Below are 18,264 nucleotides of genomic sequence, written 5' to 3'. Positions count from 1 at the left end.
GAAAAGAAATGGAGCTATTAATATGCTCGAAGATTACAAGTGGTATATATTGGTATGACTAAAAGTTTGGCAATTTAAGATTTTACTAAATTTTAAACAAAATCAAGGCCAAACTTATATTTATCTCTCGCTTGTTGTCAATTCCTTTATCTTTGTGTTTTTTTGCCCTTTTACGAATCATTAAAAGCTATCAGTATAACGAGTAAATATTTGTAACAACTTGTAGCTTAGATTATTGACAAAAATAGTACTTTGCAAAGTTTACCATTGCCTATCTTTTCCTGTTAATTATTCATTTGAATTTTCGGAGTCGTACGACTCTTTAAAAATATTTTGTACGTGATAGATTATTCCTTACAAACCATACTCAAAGCTTATGCAAAACGCTTGACCAACCTAAGCGCCAAGAATAAGTCTTTGCTATTATTAAATCTCCCCACTGAGCAGTTTATAGACTTACACGAACTTGATTTTTTACATAATCAACCCTCGTTTATGTTAATTGAGCAGCTTATTGCTCAAAAAAATGCTATTTCTCTGTGTGATACGCTAGACCCTCGAAATGTAAAAGTTAACGAGGTAAGCAAAAGACTGAAGAAGATTTCTCGTACCGAAAAATTTATTGAGGAAGAGCGTGGAGCCAAAGATTTATATGTTGGGTATCCGATGGTAAAAGGGAAGCTGATGGACGGCACTGTAGTACGCTGTCCATTATTATTTTTCCCAGTTACGCTTACGCAAAAAGCACAGCGTTTGTCGCTCAATTCGAGTACCGATACTGGTTCTGGGATTAAGTGGCACTTGCAGCGCCGAGAAGAGCCAGTGACCTTTAACCGTAGTTTTTTGTTGGCATATTCGCACTTTAATGAGATTAAAATTTTTGATAATTTTTTAGAATATACCTTTGAAGATTTTTCAAAAACATCGCTTGAGTTTAGAACACAACTCTATGAATTACTGAAAGTTTCGCCTTTAAATGTGAATTTTAATCAAGAGCTTTTTACTAACCAATTACAGTATTTTGAAAAAAGTACAAAGGCTGATTTAGAGCAAATTGAAAAGAATGGAGAACTAAAATTATATCCTCAGGCAGTACTTGGAATATTCCCTCAAGCAGGCTCATTTTTAGTACCTGATTATGATTTCTTGATAGAAGAATCCCAAAATAATATTACTGGATTATTCCGTGAAGGTGAGGCACAGTGGCTACACCCTAGCTTAAGCATGATTCAGCCCACTAAAATCCGAGAAGAGAAGCTATTAACTCCGCTGGCGATAGATGCTTCACAGGAAGAAATTATTCGGGAAGTAAAGATTGGGAAATCGCTTGTGGTGCAAGGCCCTCCAGGTACAGGCAAGTCACAGTTGATATGCAACTTGGTCGCTGACTTTACTGCACGTGGTAAATCGGTTTTGGTTGTGTCGCAGAAACGAGCAGCCCTCGATGTAGTTTATGAACGTTTGCGCCAAATTGGGATGGAACAATTTGTAGGAAGTGTTCACGATTTTAAGAATGATAGAAAAGCACTGTACAGTCAAATTTTGCATCAAGTAGAGCAAATAGACGCCTATAAAAAGCATAATTATAGTTTAGATAGTATCTTTTTGGAGCGCAGTTTTGATCAAGAATCTCGTCGGATTGACAAAATTGTCGAAGAATTGGATTCTTTCAAAATGGCATTGTTTGATACCTCGTTATGTGGAGTTTCAGTCAAAGAATTATATCTCACTAGTTCGACTGATGTTTCTTATATCGATTTGAACAATTTCTACCAAGACTACCGTTTTGACCAGTTGGACGATTTTTTGACACGTTTTCAAAAATATTGTCAATATACCCGTCTATTTCGCCACGATTCGATTGGGAAGAATTTTTGGAATAAAAGAAAGCGATTCAATAGTCTGACATTCTCGGATGTAAAACACTGGCAAGAACTTTTTTCCAAGACCTATAAAGCTACACAAAGCGCCTTTCAAGAATTAGAAAGCCTATTAGAGTCAAAAATTCAATATGATGATTTGCTCAATCTTATTCAAGAAAAGGATGAACTGAAAAGTATTAGCGCTATTTTGACCTCAGGTAGCTATTTTGATGCACTAAAGTATCGAAAACAACAAAAACACTCACTTAGAGCCTTAGAGTTTTCACAACTTTTTGAGCAAATCAAAGCAATATTTGGTGCAGAAGGTATTGAAATTACCTTGGATTCCTCAGCATTAAAACCATTTTTACATAAGCTAATTGAGGCACTCGATGCCAAATCAAATGCTATCGGAGGAATGGTTTGGTCGCTATTTTCTAAACAAAAAAAGGATATACAAGACGTGGTCATAGCCAATGGGCTGACGATGTCTGCCGATGATTTGAGACGCTTACAAATGCGCATTCAAAACCGTATTCAACTTGAGCAATGGTGGACAGAGTTTGGTCATTTATTTTGGGTAAAATCTCAAGGAAATACTTCTACAGAACGTCCTATCTGGTTAGGAAAAGGCTTTAGGTGGTTTGAACGCCATTTTGAGATGATGCACAAGGCGATTCAGACAGATATGATTTGGCAAGAAACGCACTTAAGTTTGTTATTAGATATTTCGTCATTCGATTATGATTCAGTAAAAAACCTTTTAGAAGACATACACGCAGCACTTGAGGATTACTCAGAGGCGTATGTCTATTCACAACCTTATCTTGCGGATTCTCAGTTAGAAATGTTGGCAAATATCAAAGCTTCGGAGGCAAGTGATATTATCGCTTATCTTGATGAACACTTTGATTTGATGCTCGAAGCAGATGAAATCCATCGCTCCTTTTCTACCAGAGAAATGGATTTAATTAGCTTGCTAGAAAGAGAGGCTAATCTTGAAGATTCGCCTATCGAACTATTCACTAATAATTTAAAACTAGCTTGGATTGAAGCCATAGAGCAGCGTTATCCTATTCTACGTGGTGCTAGTACGCTTAAGTTACAGCAGCTAGAAGAAGATTTACAAAAAGCAATCGAACAAAAGCAACAGCTTAGTAAAGAGATTTTGCAACTCAAACTTCGTGAGAAAACCTATCAATCTCTAGAAGTCAATAGGCTTCAAAATGTTACTACGTATCGTGATTTAAAGCATCAGGTTTCGAAAAAACGTAAGATTTGGTCTATCCGAAAACTTATTGCAGAACTTTCAGATGAAGTATTCAATCTGATTCCTTGTTGGCTGGCTTCACCTGAGACTGTTTCGGCAATATTTCCTTTGACGACTCATAATTTGGCTATTTCGGAGAAAAATTCTACAGGATTTCACCCTGTTATCTTTGATTTAGTCATTTTTGATGAAGCTTCCCAATGTTACGCTGAGCAAGGAATCCCTTCAATTTTTAGAGGAAAACAAACTGTAATTGCTGGAGATTCTAAGCAATTACAACCCTCCGATTTGTATCGCATTCGTTTTGAAGACGACCTCGAAGATATTCCTGCTTTAGAAGTAGATTCGTTCCTAGATTTAGGATGTCAATTTTTACCACAAATGCAGTTACGTGGGCATTATCGAAGCCGTTCGCTAGATTTGATCGATTTCTCTAATCAACATTTTTATAACAATTCTCTTCAGCTTTTACCGCGATTTGAAGATATGAACGATGGAGATGCCTCTATTGAGTATATTCAAGTTTCAGATGGTATTTGGAATAATCATTGCAACGCCGTTGAGGCTGATGTTATTTTGACCTTGGTAAAAGAATTACGGGCAAATACACCTGATAAATCCATCGGAATCGTAACTTTCAACTATCGTCAGCAGGTTTATATTCAAGATTTGTTGGAACAGCATTTACATGCTCAGGAGAAATCAACTAAAAATGGGCAAGAGCCTATTTTTGTCAAGAATATAGAAAATGTTCAAGGAGACGAAAGAGATATTATTATTTTCTCGGTAGGCTATGCTCCCGATGCTTCAGGGCGTTTTACGATGAACTTTGGTGCATTGAATATGGCTGGAGGGGAAAATCGCTTAAACGTTGCTGTAACACGCGCCAGAGAGCGTGTATATGTAATCACGAGTATTGCCCCTGAGCAACTCAAAGTAGAGGATGCCACACACGAAGGTCCAAAATTATTAAAACAGTATTTAGAATATGCTCGTCGAGTTTCGGAAGGAATATATTCACCTCAGCCTCATATTTCAAAAAACTATTGGGCTGAATGGCTGTTAAAAGAACAATTAAGCAAGAAAGTTGTTTCGTTCGTAAAAGAACTTCCTTTTGCGGATTTGACAATTAAATCTTCGCAGCAATACCAAGGTGTTGTCCTGACCGACGATGATTTGTTTTATGATTCTCGTTCTGTGAAGGAATCCTTTGCGTATTTGCCTATGGAATTACAGCGTAAAGGGTGGAGTTTTACTCGTTACTATAGCCGTCAGCTTTGGAAAAAGGTCATTCCTTGATTTTGAGTATGAAGGTTTTGAATCTCTAAGATTGAATCTGTCTCAACGAGACAGGTTCAATATACAATTATTTAACCTTCAAACTCATGAAAAGCACTTTACTACATTTGAGGATTCCTTTTTCGTTTTTTTTGATGCCAGTGTATTGGTTTGCCCTTAGCCAATCATCTACTCTACATACTGATAAAGCTGTTTTAGTCTTTATTCTCTTACATTTATTGATATACCCTGCCTCCAACGCTTACAATAGTTTTTATGATAAAGACGAGTCCTCTATTGGTGGATTAGAAAATCCCCCGCCAGTAACCAAGGGCTTGTATTATACCGCTTGGAGCCTTGATATTGCAGCCTTTATTTTAGCTTGGGTTTTCGATTCTTGGATTTTAGCACTGGGCTTATTGTTGTACAGCACAGTCTCCAAAGCTTATTCTTATGATAAAGTTCGTTTGAAAAAATATCCAATAATTAGTTGGTTGACAGTCGGTGTCTTTCAAGGAGGATTTACCTATTTATTAGTATTGCAATCCGTCGGGCAATTGACTTGGTCAGAATTATTTTCTTCAAATAACCTTTTGCCAGCAGTATTGAGTACTTGTAATCTTTTAGGGTTTTATCCGATGACACAAGTGTATCAGCATGAAGAAGACGCAAAACGCGGAGATTTGACGATAAGTAGACTTTTAGGAATTAGAGGAACATTTTTATTTACAGCAGGGATTTTTTCCTTAGTTACGATTGGCTTTTATTTCTTTTTTGTGGGAAAAATGATTTTTGGACTTCCTATTTTTCTTATTTATTTACTGATTTTGTCTCCAGTTTTACTTTTTTTCAACTTATGGTTCATGAAAGTTTTGAAAAATGAAGCATTTGCAAACTTCAAAAATACCATGATTTTGAATTTTTTGGGTGGAATTTGCTTAAATGCCTTTTTTATCTTGATTTTTTTGAAAAAAAGTTAACAAATTAGTGATTTTACAAGAAAATGATAATCAGTAAATTACGGAAACATTACCAAATAATTTAAAAAAAAGTTAAATTTTTTTTCATCAAACACTTGCATAGTAAAATTATACCCCCTAATTTTGCATCACAATTCAGCGACAAAGTAACGCTGATAACAAAAAGAAAATGCGAAAGTAGCTCAGCTGGTAGAGCGCAACCTTGCCAAGGTTGAGGTCGCGGGTTCGAACCCCGTCTTTCGCTCCACTTTAAAGCACCAATCTGGTGCTTTTTAAGTTTAGTAGGTCAGTGTAAATTGACTGAAGCCAGGGTGGTGGAACTGGTAGACACGCAGGACTTAAAATCCTGTGAGCCGCAACGCTCGTACGGGTTCGATTCCCGTCCCCGGTACCACTTCTAAAGAGAGTAATCAGCAATGATTACTCTCTTTTCTCTTTTATAAGCTTTTCTATCAGCTTTGAGTTTAGCCAAAATATTCCTTTCCAGCACTTTGCTAAAGTATTTTCTGAAAATGTAATTTATACTGAGGCCAAATACCGATGCAGCAACTACTTTAATTTTTCAATTGATCCTTTCGCAGTGACCACTGAATAGTATTTAAATCGATAAAGTACCGTTCCATAACTTATTTATCATAAAATTCTATTGAATAGCCTTATCTTTGTTAGATACAGTTAATCATTTATTCTTTACAAACAGGTGAAAATATCATTCATTGGAGCTGGCAATGTGGCTTGGCATCTTTCTCAAGCACTCGAAACCGCTAATTACGATATTGAGACGGTTTATAGTCGAAATCCTTCTAACGCTCGTGCTCTTACGCAACAACTGTACAATGCGCAAGTACATCGAGGTTTAGATTTTTTGGATTCTAATTCTGATATATTCTTCCTTTGTGTATCAGATGATGCAATGGAGGAAGTTATTCGTAATTTATCACTTCCATCTGGTGCTATTTTGGTACATACTTCTGGCTCAAAAACACTCAACGAATTACAAGAGTTGGTAGACGTATATTTGGATGAGACTATACGTACAGGAGTGTTCTATCCTTTACAAACTTTTACAAAAATGTTCCACGTGAATTTTTCTGAAATTCCTATATGTCTGGAATCCAGTAATTTAGATGTGGAAAACTTGTTAATAACTCTCGCGCAGTCCATTTCTGACGTTACTTATGCTGTAAATTCAGAGGAAAGAAAGAGGATACATTTAGCTGCCGTTTACGCTTGTAATTTTACGAATCACCTTTGGGGAATTGCGCAGGATTTGATGAAAAAGAATGATTTGGAGTTTAAATTATTAGAACCTCTTATCAAAGAAACCTTGAGAAAAGCTTTAGAATCGGAAGATATCTTTGCCGTGCAAACAGGTCCTGCAAGACGAAATGACCAGAAGATTATACAGCGACAAATAGGGTCTTTAAAAGACCATACTGGTTATAAAAAGATTTACGAAAGTATTACTGAAGATATTATTGATAAAAATACGATATGATTGACGCTCAAAAATTACAAAAAATAACCACATTCGTATTCGACATAGATGGTGTGATGACCGATGGGTCTGTTCATGTGCTAGAAACAGGAGAACATTACCGTACTTTTTATATCCGTGATGGCTATGCTTTGGAAAGAGCCATTCAGGCAGGATATCATATCTGTGTGATTACAGGTGGCAAACACGAGGGTGTGCGTAAAAGATTACAAAATCTCAAAATCCAAGATGTATTCATGGGTTCGGGAGGAAAAAGTAAGCTGGAAATTTATACGCAATGGCTGGAAGATTCTGGTATTTCGGAGGATGAAATTTTATATATGGGCGATGATATTCCCGATTATCAGGTAATGTCAAGAGAAAATCTATATGCTACCTGCCCAGCAGACGCTTGTGAAGAGATTCTAGGTATTTCTCAATATGTTTCACCTCATAATGGAGGTCGTGGAGCTGTGAGAGATATCATAGAACAGGTGATGAGAGCACAAGAAAAATGGTTAGTTTTTTAGGAGCTATCGAAGTACTAGTAAAACAAAAAAGCCTTAGTATATCAAAATACTAAGGCTTTTTACTTTATCACAAATCCATGAATGGATAAAAAATTAAACTAAAAGCTGACAGCTCAATGCCGCAAGCTATTGTGGAACTTCCATCAACAACAGTTCTACGCCGCTAGTGGTTTTGAAATGTGCTTCTTGGAGATTTTCCAATCCCAATCCATCTCTTGACTTCAAATTTTCCTCGGCAACTTGCACTTCTCCTTCTATCACAAATACATATAAGCCATTGTCTGGGCGCTTAATTTGATAGGAAAAATCCTGCCCTGCTTCAAAATTACCAATGCTAAAATAAGCATCTTGGTAAATCCAAAGAGCATCTTCCTGTTGATCGTCGGCTGGTGTAACTACCGTTTGGAAACGATTGTGACGAGCCGCTACATCAAAAGATTGCTGAGCATATCGAGGTTTGACATTTTCTTCATTGGGAAATAACCAAATTTGAAATAAAGTCAAAGGCTCGTTTTGTTTATGGTTGAACTCTGAATGATAAATACCTGTTCCGGCACTCATTACTTGAATTTCGCCCGCCGTTATAGTTCCATAATTACCAAAGCTATCTTTGTGTGCCACTACCCCACTAGTCGGAATCGTAATGATTTCCATATTATCGTGTGGGTGCATTCCAAAGCCCATTCCTCCTGCGATATAGTCATCGTTTAGCACTCGCAAGGCACCAAAATGGATGCGAGAAGGGTCATGATAGTTTGAGAACGAAAAGGTATGTTTTGCTTTGAGCCAACCATGATCGGCTTTTCCTCTTGTATCTGCAAGATGGAGTGTTTTTTTTAGCGGTTTCATAAGAAACTCCTTTCTGGGAATAGGCCCTCAACATTTAGTATATCAAATACCACAAATGCTTTACTGAAAGCCTAATAAATAAAATTTAATTTGAGAGTGACAAAATAAGCAGGCTATAAACTTTGTGCTTTGTAGCCAGTTCCCTCCTTGCCTATTATATTAAGCTTGTTTTACCAACTGAATGTTAGCTACTAGTTTAACTTCTTCACTTACCAATGCACTACCAGCTTCTGTGATGGCGTTCCAAGTCAAACCGAAATCTTTACGGTTGATTTTACCTGTTACTTCAAAACCAGCTTTTACATTACCCCAAGGGTCAGTAGCAACACCTTCGAAGTCAACGTCTAATGTAACTGGAAGTGTTACTCCTTTGATAGTCAAATCACCTTTCAATTCAAAATCGCTACCGTCTTTTACAAATGATGTAGATTTGAATGATAAGGTAGGAAATTGTTCAACGTCGAAAAAGTCAGCACTTTTCAAGTGACCGTCACGTTGTTCGCTTTTTGTATTGATAGATGCCGTGTTAGCTTCGAATGAAATGCTTGCATTTTCAAATCCTTCTTCTGCTTCTACTGCACCCGAAAACTCTTCGAAATGACCTGTTACGGTAGTGATTACTAAGTGTTTTACTTTGAATTGGATTTCTGAGTGTGAAGGGTCGATTGCCCAAGTGTTAGTTGCCATGACTTTGTATGTTTAAATGTTGTTTGTTTTAATTTGATAATGCAAATCTATGTATATACATTAAATGTTGTGATATATAATTTACGGATAAACTTGTCGATTTTACGGATTATCAAAAAAATTAGCGTTTTGAGTGGCTGGCAAGCTGTTTTTTATACTCAGAAAAGGTTTGTCCTGTATAATTTTTGAAGTATTTAGAAAAGTGTGCTTCATCTTCGAAGCCCAAATCGAAGGCAATTTCTTTGGCTGATACCATTCCAAAATTGGCTTTTCGTTTAATTTCCAGAATAACACGTTGCTTGATGTGTTCGGAGGCTGGTTGTCCTGTTACTTTTTTGACAGTATCGTTCAAATGGCTTGGTGTAACACTCAGTTGGTCGGCGTAATCAGCAACTTTGTTTTTTTGACTAAAACGAAGTTCTACCAAATCCTGAAATCGTCTGACCAAACAAACAGACTTTGAAGATTCATCATGTGTCGGAGCTAATTGGCTCGAAAATAAGCGTGCGCATTGTATCAAAAACATTTTGATTAAGCTTCTCAGCATATCTTCTTGGTAAATACCATCACGATTTTGATATTCGGCTTGAATGTTTTGAAGGATATTCTCTAAACCAAAAGTAAGAGAGGTATCTAATGTGAAAGGCTTAAACTGAAAAGTATTGTGGAAAAGTCCAGTGTCAATCAGGAGTTCTCTATTATTTTCATAAGTAAAGAAAAAATCACTATCGAACGAAATAACATACCCACTAGGAGGCGATTGAAAATGAAAAGCGTGCGCTTGACCTGGTGAAAGAAACCAAAAAGTTTGAGGATGTAATTCGAATTGTTGAAAATCAACCGTATGTGTACCTGTGCCTTCTTTTACCCAAATAATCACATAGTAATCATGCTTGTGCATTTCGTTGGACTGCTCAGAACGGTGTTCTTCTAGCCACTGCATGGTATTGAGTTCAAAATGAAGTTTAGAAGGCGTCACCTCTTCAAGTCGAAGTGTTTTCATAGAAATTAAAAAATTAAAAATCAGACGAGCTTTGTTTCTACGATTGGTGGTTGAATGGCATAGATATTCAAATATACTAAATCTTTGAAAGGGATAAGGCGATTTATGGAAAATTGGCTGTTTTAAATCAACAACTTAACTTTGCAATATGAATTTACAACTTGTTTCACTTCAGTTTGTCATCAAGTGGCTATTGATATGTATTGTAGTCGGGTTTGTGGTAGGAAGTGCGTCAGCTTTTTTTCTGCTTGCATTAGATTGGGCTACGCATTATCATGAAAATCATACATGGCTAATCTGGCTATTACCTCTGGCAGGCATGGTGGTAGGTGGTATTTATCATTATTGGGGGGCATCTGTTGCCAAAGGAAATAATCAGCTAATAGAGGAATTACAAAAATCGACTCAAACGATTCCTTTGCTAATGATGCCTATGATCCTTGTGACAACTGTCATAACCCATTTATTTGGTGGCTCCGCTGGTCGTGAAGGTACTGCGGTCCAAATGGGTGGAGCATTGGCGGATAACTTGTATCTCTGGGGTTCTAAACTTACTGGAAAACTAGGGTTTAAAAGAGATACCACTCATTTTGATAGAAAAATCATACTCATTGTGGGTATCAGTGCAGGTTTTGCCTCAGTATTTGGAACACCCTTGGCGGGAACAGTCTTTGCCTTGGAAGTGGCCATTATTGGCAAAATGCGCTACGAGGCTATTTTACCAAGTTTATTGGGTGCAATTATAGCAGATTATGTTTGTCAGTCGGTTTGGCATGTAGGGCACACACATTATGTAGTGAGCGAACAAACGCCATTGATACCGACGTCACTCGTATGGGCAATGCTGGCTGGAGCTATCTTTGGACTGATGGGTTTGATATTTGCCAAAATGACACATGCTTGGGGGAATTTTTTCAAGCAAAAAGTATCCTATCCCCCTCTTCGTGCCGTAATTGGGGGCGTGCTTGTGGCAATTCTTTTGATTGGTTTCAAAGCTGAACGATATAGCGGATTGGGCGTGCCAGTAATTGTAGAAGCTTTTCAAAAGTCGGTTAATTGGTATGATTTTCTGGGGAAAACTTTTTTTACTTCTCTTACGCTCGGTTCAGGGTTTAAAGGTGGCGAAGTAACACCTTTGTTTTATATAGGAGCTACTTTAGGAAATACGCTTTCTACGATAATTCCTTTACCTTTGAGTTTATTAGCTGCGATGGGTTTTGTAGGAGTGTTTTCGGGTGCTTCTAATACGCCGTTGGCGTGTACTCTCATGGGTATCGAACTTTTTGGAGCCGAATCGGCTGTATTTATTGCTATCTCATGTATTACGGCGTATTTATTTTCTGGGCATATTGGTATTTATGCTGCTCAGATTGTTGGAGGAAATAAGGCTCCCATGAATGAAATCAATGAATTTTTTTAGATAAATACTAAAGTGATTTTATCAGAGATGTTTTTGTTCAGAGAATAAATGGGTAAATTTAGGATACCCCCTTTTATTCCTCTATCGTCTCATGCGAAATTTTTTAATACTGGTAATTATTTTAATGACACAACTTACCCAGATAAATGCACAAGAATTGCAGAAAAATCTGTTTGATTCTTATGAGCAGTTTCAAGAAAAAGCGATTACCAAACGTCGTTTTGGGCATGCTACTTTGGTAAATTTACTAGAAAAACTAAAGGCAAATCCGTTGTTTGATGTCCAAATTGCAGAAAAATCGACTGAAGGACGAGCTATTTATCAAGTCAAAATAGGAAATGGACCAATCAAAGTACTTTTATGGTCGCAGATGCATGGCAATGAGGCCACTGCTACAATGGCTTTGATGGATATTTTCAATTTTTTTGGAAAAGATACACCTTCATATACGGATTTTAAAAAGACATTGCTCGAAAAATGTACTTTTTATTTTGTGCCAATGCTCAATCCTGACGGTGCCGAAGCATGGTCGAGATACACCGCTTTGGGCATAGATATGAACCGTGATGCTTTGGCTTTACAAACCCCTGAAGGGCGTTTGTTGAAAAAATTGGTCAAAACCTTAAAACCTGATTTTGGTTTTAACCTGCACGATAAAGACCGTAGATATTCGGCTGGACAAACGGGTAATCTAGCAACGATGTCATTTTTGGCAACAGCTTACAACGAGGCTCAAGAAGTAAACAATGTTCGCAAAAAAGCAATGCAAGTAATTGTACAGATGAACCGTGGTTTGCAACAATATTTACCGAATTGTGTGGGCAAGTGGCCATCAGATTTTGAACCAAGAGCTTTTGGGGATAATATCCAAAAATGGGGAACTTCGCTGATACTGATCGAATCTGGAGGATTTAAAAACGACCCCGAGAAACAGTATATTCGTAAGCTAAATTATATTTCTATTTTATCTGCCTTAAATTCGGTTGCTACAAAGTCCTACGTCAACGAAACTACTGAGACTTATGATGCTTTGCCCGTAAATGGGAAGGCAATTTTTGATTTAATTATCAGAAATGTAACTATCCAAAAAGGTAAAGTAAGTTATGTCGCAGATATTGCCATCAATCGTGGCGAAGAACCCGTTAGTGGAGATGATGATTTTGTCAATACAAGTACAGTCGAAGAAATCGGAGATATGTCTGTCTTTTTTGGAACAGATGAAATCGATGGGAAAGGATTGACAATACAAGCAAAAAAAGAAATTAGTTTAGGAATGAAAGCCGATTTTACTTTGTTGAAAAATGACGAAGTAAAATATGTGATAAAAAATGGAGTGATTCAATAAGCTCCGAAAGTCTAGAGACAGTCTAATTCAATCAAACAAATGGAAAATCCAGTGATTATTATTGGTGCAAGCGGTTTGGGCGCAGTGGCACTTGATATTTTTAAGAGAAACAATGTCGTAGTATATGCTTTTTTGGACGATAACGAAAAGCTACACAATACCGAAATAGATGATATTACTGTATTAGGCTCACCTGACGATGAGGGATATACCAAATTGATTGGTAAAAAATGTGAAGCATTTGTCGCAATCGACGAAACAAAGGTGCGTAAAAACATTGTAGAAATGCTTCATGATGTGCGCAAAGTACAGCCTGTCAATGCTATTCATGACCAGTCTATCATTGCTTCAACGGCATCAATTGGTCATGGGAACTTGATTGCAGCAGGTGCAATTATCAACCCAAGAGCTGAAATTGGTAATCATAATATTTTACACAGTAGAGTATTGATAGATGTAGATGCGAAGGTGGGCGATTTTGTTCAAATCGGAGCAGGAACAGTCATTGGTGCAGGAGCAGTAATCGAGGACAATGCCTTTATTGGAACAGGTGTAACAATTGTAGGTGGAGTAAAAATTGGCAAAAGCGCTAGAATTGGCGCTGGTTCTGTCGTAATCGAAGATGTAAAAGCCAAAGAAACGGTATTTGGTAACCCTGCGAAAAAAGTATAAGAAAAAATTGGCTTTGAGTGGACGGGGCTTCAAAATTGAGAACCGATTGCTCAAAGCCAAGCATTTTTATACCAGATATTTATAATTCTACGTTATTGCCCTAAACTATACTCAGATAATTTTATAGCAAAAGAGCAGCCAATAGCTAACAAGTCTAAAGCCATAAAATACCGAATGATTTAGCGAATTGCTTTGATTTCAAGGACTTGAAAATTATTTTAGTAACTTTGAAAAAGATTCCCTGTAGTGCTTCATTTGCCACCACAGAACCACCGAATGTACTACCCAAACAATATGCATATTACATTAAGAAATACTATCCTTGTGGGGGCTGTGTTTGTCATGAGCCATCAAATAGGATTTGCTCAAAAGAAAGATGCCTCTACCAAAAAGATTGAAATTACCCCTGCACAACAATTAGAGGCAGAGGGGCATTTTACTGATGGGATGAAGTACTTCATGATGGAAGATTATGACAAAGCGATTGCTCCTTTGGAAAAAGCATTGTCGATAACTCCCCAAAATAGTGGTATTCTTTATGCTTTAGGGAAAGTATATCGTAAGTTGGAAGCCGAAGATAAAGCCATAGGATATGTGCAAAAAGCGATAGAGCTAGATCCAAACAATGCTAGTTATAACGAGCTTTTAGCAGATTTGTATGTCAAAAACAAACAATTTTCTGAAGCACAAACCGTGTATCAAAAATTGGTAAATCTGTTTCCAAACAATCCTGAATACTATCTGCAACAAGGGGCCTTGTATATCTTCGATAATCGTTTGGATGATGCCGTAAAAGCATTTGATAGAGCCGAAAAAGTATTAGGTATTAGTGAAGAACTTTCTCGCCAAAAACAAGCGGTATTGTTAAAAATAGGAAAAGTAGATGATGCTATCAAGGAAGGAGAAAAACTGATTGCCTCCGACCCCGAAGAAATAGATTATATCATAGACCAAGCCGAGTTATTGATTGCCAACAAAAGAAATGACCAAGCTATCCCCTATCTTGAAAAGATTCTGAAAATGAATTCTGGCAATGCGCAGGCACACGTAATGTTGGCGCAATTGTATCAAGAGAAAGGCGATATGGATAAGTGCAACAAGGAGTTAGAGCTGGCTTTTGCTGACCCCAACTTAGATGTCAATGCCAAAGCTCGTATTCTTATGAGCTACGTGTCGATGATGAAGGATGAGAAGTCGAAACAAATGGCATTCAACCTAGTTAAATCTTTAATTGTAGCTAATCCCAAAGATCCCAAATCTCATGCAATTTATGGAGATTTGTTGTTTCAAAAAGGTGAAGTTGCCGAAGCACGCAACGAATATGTGAAGGCTGCTCACTTAGACCCTTCTGTCAATGAGGTATGGGGACGAATCATTCAGTTAGACTTTGACCTGAATCAAATTGATAGTGCCATTGTGCACTCGGAGGAGGCTATCGAAGTGTTTCCCAATCAGTCTATTTTTTGGTATCTGAATGGCTCAGCACATTATCGTAAACGCAACAACGAAAAAGCTATTGAAGCGCTCGAAGAAGCTAAGCGATTGGCTCCAGAGGGATATGAGCTTGCACAACATATTTTTGCCCAATTAGGTGATACCTACAATAGTATCGGCAAACATGAAAAGTCTGATGAGGCTTATGAAGCTGCCTTGAAAGAAGATCCTGACAATGACCATGTGCTTAATAATTACAGCTATTTTTTGTCTTTGAGAAAAGTAAAACTCGAAAAGGCTGCTCAAATGGCTAATAGGTTAGTTGAACGTCATCCTAATAATGGAACATATTTGGATACTTACGCTTGGGTATTGTATGAAATGAAAGACTTTGCCAAGGCGAAAATTTATCTAGAAAAAGCCGTAGAAAATAACGTCAATAAAAGTGGAACAGTCGTTGAGCATTATGGAGATGTACTTTTTCAATTAGGCGAAGTTGCCAAAGCCGTAGAGCAATGGAAAAAAGCAAAAGCTATTGGAGGAACAAGCCATAATCTCGATCAAAAAATTTCGCAACAAAAGCTAATAGAATAATTCACAGCAAGCATAAATTAAAAACCACAGGTTTGCTTTATTGATAACAGACAAATGAATAAACTAATCATTGGAGGTATCGCATTGATGTTGGGTATTGCTTCTTGTAAAAAACCAGCAATTAATAAATCTCCTGAACTTGTTTCAACAACCACAGACTCGTTAAAAAATGGAACTTCGAATGTTGTAGTGGCTCCCACCACAGACTCCTCGAAAGTAAGTGTGGACAATGCTCCTAAAACAGAAGATGCTGAAATAGAAAAAGTAAGCGTCGATGAAGTAGATTTTAAATACCTTAAAGGAAAAGCCAAAGTAGGAATCAAAAGTGCAGATGTAAACCAGACAGTCAATATGGACATTCGCGCTAAAAAGGATAGCGTGATTTGGTTGAACTTGTCTGTTCCAGGACTTCCTGTGTCAATTGCAACAGCCGTTTTTACGAAAGATTCTGTAAAAATTCATAACAAGTATGAAGGCTCGTACAATGTGTACAGATATGACCATTTTTCAGAAAAATTCAAATTCAATTTGACCTTTGATATTCTTCAAGCTTTGATTGTAGGAAATCGCCCTTTCAAGAAAAATAAATCAAGAGTTATTCGTGAAAATGAATACTTTTTGCTCAAACAACACGAAGGCAAAGTACAGATTGATAATTACATCGGTCAGGATAAAAAGCTAAAAAAGCTTTTAGTAACACAAGATGTAACCAATACCAAACTCGAAATGGATTTTGCTGATTTTACGGCACTGAATAATACGCTTTTCCCGCTTTCAAACTTGATTACAGTTGAGTATAAATCAGAGAAAGACCAGAAAATTTATCAGACAGTAATCAATATCAAGCATACCAAAGTTGAGTTGTTAGACGAGCCATTACAGTTTCCTTTTAAAGTACCAGAAAAGCTTTTGAAGAAAAACTAAAACTTAATAAGATAAGCTTTAAGCAATATTGTCTTTAAAGCTTATCTTGCATTTTTAAAAGATTTCAACATATTACTGGTAATCCTCATTTACCCATATCACTAACACTATTGAATCAAACCCTCAAGTAAGTAAATGAAGCTATAGAGTTGAGGTTAGTTTATTACTGATAAACTCATTATTACTTATTTTAGCAAAAGAAAAATTCATTTAAAGGCATATCTGTAACAGATTTTATTCAAATAACGGATATACAATTAACTGATATAGTTCCTAATAGTGTGAAATGGACGTGGTGAGTTTGGTTTTCAAAATTTCATAAATACCTAAAGCCATTATAGCACAAGTGCAACATATCTACCGAATGAAGGCAGCCCTGAGAGTATTCACAGGACTGTTTGTTGTTTTCTTGGGGTTATACCTCACTCCTACCTATGCGCAACAAACCAAGCGTAAGAAAATAAATCGAGCTAAACTAGAAGCAGAAAAGCAGGCTAACATTCGTAAGATCAACGAGCTTAATGCAATTATTGCCAAAACCGAGCAAAAAAAGGAAGTGAGTGTTGGCAAACTCAATGCATTGGGTGAGCGTATCAATAAACAAAGTAAACAGATCAACTTACTGACTGAAAACCAAGAGCTTTTGGATATCGAAGTAAGTGAGTTAACCCGTGAAAGTGGTCAGCTTTCAGGAAATTTGGAAAAACTCAAGCAAGAGTATGCCAAAATGGTTTTTAATGCTGCCAAAGTGAGTAACAAGTATAATCAGTTGAGCTTTTTGTTTTCGGCTCCCTCATTCAATAAGCTTGTCAAGCGATATAAATACCTTCGTCAATACTCTGAATCAAGAATAAGACAAGCTACTTTGATTGAAAGTGTAAGAGAACAGCTAAGATTAGAACAGCTAAAGATTCTTCAGAAAAAGCAAGAACAGGCTAATGTTTTGAAAGAAAAAATTCAAGAAACTCAAAATCTTGAAGATTTGAAGGTCAAGCAAACTGGCGTAGTGGCAGAGCTGAACCAAAAAGAACAACAGTTAAAAGAACAACTTGATGCCAATAAGAGAGCCGTCGAAAAGTTAGAAAATATGATAGCTCAGATGGTAGAGAGAGAAATAAAGCGTTCTCAGCAACGAATCAAGAATAGAGAAAAAGATACCAATAATGCAAGTTCGGAAAGTAAAGTTAGTTCTAAAACCATCGAGCTAAGTCCAGAAGAACGCAAAGTAGCAACGTCATTTTCTCAACTCAAAGGAAGAATGCCGTGGCCAGTACAAAGTGGCTTTATTTCTGACCGCTTTGGAGTACATAATCACCCTGTTTTAAGAGGAGTCAAGCTTAATAATGATGGCGTAGATATTCAGACCAATTCGGGTAATTCTGTTTACGCTGTTTATGACGGAATCGTACGTTCAGTAGTAAATATTCAAGGCGTTAATACCATTGTAGCTATTCAGCATGGAGACTACTTTACGGTTTATGGCAAATTGTCTAATGTTACAGTACGCGAAGGACAAAGTGTATCGTCAAGTCAAAAAATAGGACAAGTAGCAACTGATGGCGATGGTACCTCAGAAATCAAATTTCAGGTTTGGAAAAACAATGCAAAACAGAATCCAGAATCTTGGTTAAGAAATCGCTAAAGCTGTTTTATAAGGCATTCATAGAGAAGGAGTTTTAGGTGTTTTCTATAAAAAAAAGGGTTTAAAAAGGCGAAAAAAAAGCAGTTTTTGGTCTATGCTCCAAAAGATTACAGAAAAACCTTTAAAATTCCAATAGAATTCATAATTTTGCAGTCCAAATTTTTACTAGCCTACAAAGGTCAAATTGGTAGATAAAAAGAAGTACTTTGAAGAGGAAAAGGTTCATTTACCAACTAAATACAAAATTACATAGAAAGTTGTTTATTAATACATTTCATCCAATTTGGTAAACAACCC

Annotated in this window: 13 protein-coding genes and 2 tRNA genes; 12 read left to right on the top strand and 3 right to left on the bottom strand. The window is 36.9% G+C overall.

What is annotated here, in order from left to right; genetic code table 11:
- Window positions 1-339: 339 nt before the first annotated feature.
- The 6 genes from GVN22_RS10340 (at window position 340) to GVN22_RS10315 (ending at window position 7,397) form a co-directional block, all read left to right on the top strand.
- A complete protein-coding gene (locus GVN22_RS10340) occupies window positions 340-4,431 on the top strand; it encodes an AAA domain-containing protein (protein WP_205690849.1) in 4,092 nt (1,363 codons plus the stop codon).
- 86 nt (window positions 4,432-4,517) lie between these two features.
- Complete coding sequence (locus GVN22_RS10335; protein WP_166550950.1) at window positions 4,518-5,390, top strand: UbiA family prenyltransferase; 873 nt, start codon at window positions 4,518-4,520, stop codon at window positions 5,388-5,390.
- A 171-nt stretch (window positions 5,391-5,561) separates the two neighbouring features.
- Window positions 5,562-5,637: transfer RNA gene (locus GVN22_RS10330), tRNA-Gly, on the top strand.
- Window positions 5,638-5,695: 58 nt separating this feature from the next.
- A tRNA-Leu gene (locus GVN22_RS10325) sits at window positions 5,696-5,784 on the top strand.
- Window positions 5,785-6,090: 306 nt separating this feature from the next.
- On the top strand, window positions 6,091-6,888 hold the full coding sequence (locus tag GVN22_RS28410) for a DUF2520 domain-containing protein (protein WP_166550949.1): 798 nt from the start codon (window positions 6,091-6,093) through the stop codon (window positions 6,886-6,888).
- Window positions 6,885-7,397, top strand: a complete 513-nt coding sequence (locus GVN22_RS10315) for an HAD family hydrolase (protein ID WP_166550948.1) — start codon at window positions 6,885-6,887, stop codon at window positions 7,395-7,397. The genes GVN22_RS28410 and GVN22_RS10315 overlap by 4 nt, the downstream gene beginning before the upstream one ends.
- 126 nt (window positions 7,398-7,523) lie before the next feature.
- On the opposite strand, the gene GVN22_RS10310 is transcribed toward GVN22_RS10315, so the two are convergent.
- The 3 genes from GVN22_RS10310 to GVN22_RS10300 form a co-directional block, all read right to left on the bottom strand.
- Window positions 7,524-8,246 (bottom strand): pirin family protein, encoded by a 723-nt coding sequence (locus GVN22_RS10310; RefSeq protein WP_166550947.1) that lies wholly within the window; start codon window positions 8,244-8,246, stop codon window positions 7,524-7,526.
- Between the two features lie 159 nt (window positions 8,247-8,405).
- A complete protein-coding gene (locus GVN22_RS10305) occupies window positions 8,406-8,933 on the bottom strand; it encodes a YceI family protein (RefSeq protein WP_095160946.1) in 528 nt (175 codons plus the stop codon).
- Window positions 8,934-9,054: 121 nt separating this feature from the next.
- Window positions 9,055-9,936 (bottom strand): AraC family transcriptional regulator, encoded by an 882-nt coding sequence (locus tag GVN22_RS10300; RefSeq protein WP_166550946.1) that lies wholly within the window; start codon window positions 9,934-9,936, stop codon window positions 9,055-9,057.
- Window positions 9,937-10,084: 148 nt separating this feature from the next.
- On the opposite strand from GVN22_RS10300, the gene GVN22_RS10295 reads away from it, so the two are divergent.
- The 6 genes from GVN22_RS10295 (at window position 10,085) to GVN22_RS10270 (ending at window position 17,967) form a co-directional block, all read left to right on the top strand.
- Window positions 10,085-11,356, top strand: a complete 1,272-nt coding sequence (locus tag GVN22_RS10295; protein WP_166550945.1) for a voltage-gated chloride channel family protein — start codon at window positions 10,085-10,087, stop codon at window positions 11,354-11,356.
- Window positions 11,357-11,480: 124 nt separating this feature from the next.
- Complete coding sequence (locus GVN22_RS10290) at window positions 11,481-12,701, top strand: M14 family zinc carboxypeptidase (RefSeq protein ID WP_205690848.1); 1,221 nt, start codon at window positions 11,481-11,483, stop codon at window positions 12,699-12,701.
- Window positions 12,702-12,740: 39 nt separating this feature from the next.
- A complete protein-coding gene (locus GVN22_RS10285; RefSeq protein WP_166550943.1) occupies window positions 12,741-13,373 on the top strand; it encodes an acetyltransferase in 633 nt (210 codons plus the stop codon).
- Between the two features lie 294 nt (window positions 13,374-13,667).
- Window positions 13,668-15,401 (top strand): tetratricopeptide repeat protein, encoded by a 1,734-nt coding sequence (locus tag GVN22_RS10280; RefSeq protein ID WP_166550942.1) that lies wholly within the window; start codon window positions 13,668-13,670, stop codon window positions 15,399-15,401.
- A 54-nt stretch (window positions 15,402-15,455) separates the two neighbouring features.
- A complete protein-coding gene (locus GVN22_RS10275) occupies window positions 15,456-16,325 on the top strand; it encodes a DUF4292 domain-containing protein (protein ID WP_166550941.1) in 870 nt (289 codons plus the stop codon).
- A 364-nt stretch (window positions 16,326-16,689) separates the two neighbouring features.
- On the top strand, window positions 16,690-17,967 hold the full coding sequence (locus tag GVN22_RS10270; protein WP_166550940.1) for a murein hydrolase activator EnvC: 1,278 nt from the start codon (window positions 16,690-16,692) through the stop codon (window positions 17,965-17,967).
- Window positions 17,968-18,264: the final 297 nt, after the last annotated feature.

This window comes from Cellulophaga sp. BC115SP, assembly GCF_009905545.1.
Classification (GTDB): Bacteria; Bacteroidota; Bacteroidia; order Cytophagales; family Spirosomataceae; genus Flectobacillus; species Flectobacillus rivi.
The sequence above is the reverse complement of the archived record's forward strand: the minus strand, read 5'-3'. Positions and strand labels throughout refer to the sequence as shown.

What these genes read in the sequence shown, in the direction of transcription:
- GVN22_RS10295 (WP_166550945.1), top strand. Translation starts at nt 10,085, where the DNA reads ATGAATTTACAACTTGTTTCACTTCAGTTTGTCATCAAGTGGCTATTG.
- GVN22_RS10310 (WP_166550947.1), bottom strand. Translation starts at nt 8,246, where the DNA reads ATGAAACCGCTAAAAAAAACACTCCATCTTGCAGATACAAGAGGAAAA.
- GVN22_RS10270 (WP_166550940.1), top strand. Translation starts at nt 16,690, where the DNA reads ATGAAGGCAGCCCTGAGAGTATTCACAGGACTGTTTGTTGTTTTCTTG.
- GVN22_RS10335 (WP_166550950.1), top strand. Translation starts at nt 4,518, where the DNA reads ATGAAAAGCACTTTACTACATTTGAGGATTCCTTTTTCGTTTTTTTTG.
- GVN22_RS10275 (WP_166550941.1), top strand. Translation starts at nt 15,456, where the DNA reads ATGAATAAACTAATCATTGGAGGTATCGCATTGATGTTGGGTATTGCT.
- GVN22_RS10280 (WP_166550942.1), top strand. Translation starts at nt 13,668, where the DNA reads ATGCATATTACATTAAGAAATACTATCCTTGTGGGGGCTGTGTTTGTC.
- GVN22_RS10305 (WP_095160946.1), bottom strand. Translation starts at nt 8,933, where the DNA reads ATGGCAACTAACACTTGGGCAATCGACCCTTCACACTCAGAAATCCAA.
- GVN22_RS10285 (WP_166550943.1), top strand. Translation starts at nt 12,741, where the DNA reads ATGGAAAATCCAGTGATTATTATTGGTGCAAGCGGTTTGGGCGCAGTG.
- GVN22_RS10300 (WP_166550946.1), bottom strand. Translation starts at nt 9,936, where the DNA reads ATGAAAACACTTCGACTTGAAGAGGTGACGCCTTCTAAACTTCATTTT.
- GVN22_RS10290 (WP_205690848.1), top strand. Translation starts at nt 11,481, where the DNA reads ATGACACAACTTACCCAGATAAATGCACAAGAATTGCAGAAAAATCTG.
- GVN22_RS10315 (WP_166550948.1), top strand. Translation starts at nt 6,885, where the DNA reads ATGATTGACGCTCAAAAATTACAAAAAATAACCACATTCGTATTCGAC.